The following is a 3,511-nucleotide window of genomic DNA, read 5'->3' on the forward strand; positions in this document are numbered from 1 at the left end:
ATGCATGTGAGTGTTCACACAGATTACTTGTTAACTTCTTCGGAAGTAGAGTGAAACACGCCGCAAGCCGGCTAGTGTTGTTCTTTAACAATTTGGAAAGCTGATAGTACTAACTAAAGGCGCATGAATGATGATTCGTTGTCGTTTATGTGATTACGTTAGTGCGAAAAACGTTAATGCGAAAGCATTAACACTTGAGTTCTCAACACACTGTTTAAGTGTCTTGAATATTCTAAAAAACTAAGGCGAGTCCACTTCCTGGTCGGAGGTGAGACAAGTAAAAACCAGCTGGTCACAATGTGGCTCGAATGGTTCACGCAAGTGAAACTCATTTGGGTTGTATGGTTAAGTGACCAAGCGTATACGGTGGATGCCTTGGCAGTCAGAGGCGATGAAGGACGTAATAACTTGCGAAAAGCGTTGGCGAGCTAGTAATAAGCATTTGAGCTAACGATATCCGAATGGGGAAACCCGGCCACATAAGTGGTCATCATAACGTGAATACATAGCGTTATGAGGCAAACCCGGGGAACTGAAACATCTAAGTACCCGGAGGAAAAGAAATCAACCGAGATTCCCCTAGTAGCGGCGAGCGAACGGGGATTAGCCCTTAAGTCTATGGGGTGTTAGTGGAATGAGTTGGAAAGCTCAGCGGCACAGGGTGATAGCCCCGTACATGAAAACTAACCATAGATGAAAACGAGTAAGGCGGGACACGTGACATCCTGTTTGAATATGGGGGGACCATCCTCCAAGGCTAAATACTCCTGACTGACCGATAGTGAACCAGTACCGTGAGGGAAAGGCGAAAAGAACCCCTGTGAGGGGAGTGAAATAGAACCTGAAACCGTATACGTACAAGCAGTGGGAGCGGTTCTTGAGACCGTGACTGCGTACCTTTTGTATAATGGGTCAGCGACTTACGTTTTGTAGCGAGGTTAAGCGAATAGCGGAGCCGTAGGGAAACCGAGTGTTAACTGCGCGTTTAGTTGCAAGGCGTAGACCCGAAACCGAGTGATCTAGCCATGGGCAGGTTGAAGGTTGAGTAACATCAACTGGAGGACCGAACCGACTTATGTTGAAAAATGAGCGGATGACTTGTGGCTGGGGGTGAAAGGCCAATCAAACTCGGAGATATCTGGTTCTCCTCGAAAGCTATTTAGGTAGCGCCTCGAGCGAATACCATTGGGGGTAGAGCACTGTTAAGGCTAGGGGGTCATCCCGACTTACCAACCCTTTGCAAACTCCGAATACCAATGAGTACTACTCGGGAGACAGACAGCGGGTGCTAACGTCCGTTGTCAAAAGGGAAACAACCCAGACCGTCAGCTAAGGTCCCAAAGTGTATGTTAAGTGGGAAACGATGTGGGAAGGCTTAGACAGCTAGGATGTTGGCTTAGAAGCAGCCATCATTTAAAGAAAGCGTAATAGCTCACTAGTCGAGTCGGCCTGCGCGGAAGATTTAACGGGGCTAAACATACCACCGAAGCTACGGGTGCATTTCTTAGGAAGTGCGCGGTAGAGGAGCGTTCTGTAAGCGGTTGAAGGTGAAGGGGTAACCCACACTGGACGTATCAGAAGTGCGAATGCTGACATGAGTAACGATAAAGGGAGTGAAAAACTCCCTCGCCGAAAGACCAAGGGTTCCTGTCCAACGTTAATCGGGGCAGGGTGAGTCGACCCCTAAGGTGAGGCCGAAAGGCGTAATCGATGGGAAACAGATTAATATTTCTGTACTTCCGCTAACTGCGATGGAGAGACGGAGAAGGCTAGGCTAGCGCGGCGTTGGTAGTCCGCGTTTAAGGTGGTAGGTTGATTTCTTAGGCAAATCCGGGAAATCGTACTTTAATGTACAGGCTGAGAGCTGATGACGAGTCACTACGGTGATGAAGTAGTTGATGCCATGCTTCCAGGAAAATCTTCTAAGCTTCAGGTTAGCGGGAATCGTACCCCAAACCGACACAGGTGGTCGGGTAGAGAATACCAAGGCGCTTGAGAGAACTCGGCTGAAGGAACTAGGCAAAATGGTACCGTAACTTCGGGAGAAGGTACGCTGCTGTTGGTGATGGGACTTGCTCCCTAAGCTGACGGCAGTCGCAGATACCAGGTGGCTGCAACTGTTTATCAAAAACACAGCACTGTGCAAAATCGCAAGATGACGTATACGGTGTGACGCCTGCCCGGTGCCGGAAGGTTAATTGATTGGGTTATCTTCGGAGAAGCTCATGATCGAAGCCCCGGTAAACGGCGGCCGTAACTATAACGGTCCTAAGGTAGCGAAATTCCTTGTCGGGTAAGTTCCGACCTGCACGAATGGCGTAATGATGGCCACGCTGTCTCCAGCCGAGACTCAGTGAAGTTGAAATTGCGGTGAAGATGCCGTATACCCGCGGCTAGACGGAAAGACCCCGTGAACCTTTACTATAGCTTGGCACTGAACATTGAACCTACATGTGTAGGATAGGTGGGAGACTTTGAAGCTTGGACGCTAGTCTGAGTGGAGTCAATCTTGAAATACCACCCTTGTAGTTTTGATGTTCTAACTCTGGCCCCTTATCGGGGTTGAGGACAGTGCCTGGTGGGTAGTTTGACTGGGGCGGTCTCCTCCCAAAGAGTAACGGAGGAGCACGAAGGTTGGCTAAGTACGGTCGGACATCGTACGGTTAGTGCAATGGCATAAGCCAGCTTAACTGCGAGACATACACGTCGAGCAGGTACGAAAGTAGGTCATAGTGATCCGGTGGTTCTGAATGGAAGGGCCATCGCTCAACGGATAAAAGGTACTCCGGGGATAACAGGCTGATACCGCCCAAGAGTTCATATCGACGGCGGTGTTTGGCACCTCGATGTCGGCTCATCACATCCTGGGGCTGAAGTCGGTCCCAAGGGTATGGCTGTTCGCCATTTAAAGTGGTACGCGAGCTGGGTTCAGAACGTCGTGAGACAGTTCGGTCCCTATCTGCCGTGGGCGTTGGATGATTGAGGGGAGCTGCTCCTAGTACGAGAGGACCGGAGTGGACGAACCGCTGGTGTTCGGGTTGTCATGCCAATGGCATTGCCCGGTAGCTACGTTCGGAATCGATAACCGCTGAAAGCATCTAAGCGGGAAGCGAGCCCCAAGATGAGTCATCCCTAGAGCTTTAAGCTCTCTAAAGGGCCGTAGGAGACTACTACGTTGATAGGCAAGGTGTGTAAGCGTTGTGAGGCGTTGAGCTAACTTGTACTAATGACCCGTGAGGCTTAACCATACAACCCAGATGGGTTTTACTGACCTTAGTGTTAGAATGAAGCGCTTAAGCAGTGCGATGAGACTGAAACTCAGATAGAATTAATCAGCTTTCCGAATTATTATTTAATGCTTATAGAAAGCGTTAGATAAGCAAATTTGTCTGGAAACCATAGAGCTGTGGCACCACCTGATCCCATTCCGAACTCAGAAGTGAAACACAGTATCGCCGATGGTAGTGTGGGGTCTCCCCATGCGAGAGTAGGTCATTTCCAGGCGCCTAAT

Annotated in this window: 2 rRNA genes; both read left to right on the forward strand. The window is 49.5% G+C overall.

Annotated elements, in window-relative coordinates:
- Positions 1-343 precede the first annotated feature (343 nt).
- Positions 344-3,248, forward strand: a 23S ribosomal RNA gene (locus tag H5202_RS17750).
- A gap of 140 nt (positions 3,249-3,388) precedes the next feature.
- Positions 3,389-3,504: ribosomal RNA gene (gene rrf, locus H5202_RS17755) — 5S ribosomal RNA — on the forward strand.
- The last annotated feature ends 7 nt before the right edge of the window (positions 3,505-3,511 follow it).

Origin of the sequence: Shewanella sp. SG41-4 (assembly GCF_014164505.1) — a bacterium.
Classification (GTDB): Bacteria; Pseudomonadota; Gammaproteobacteria; order Enterobacterales; family Shewanellaceae; genus Shewanella.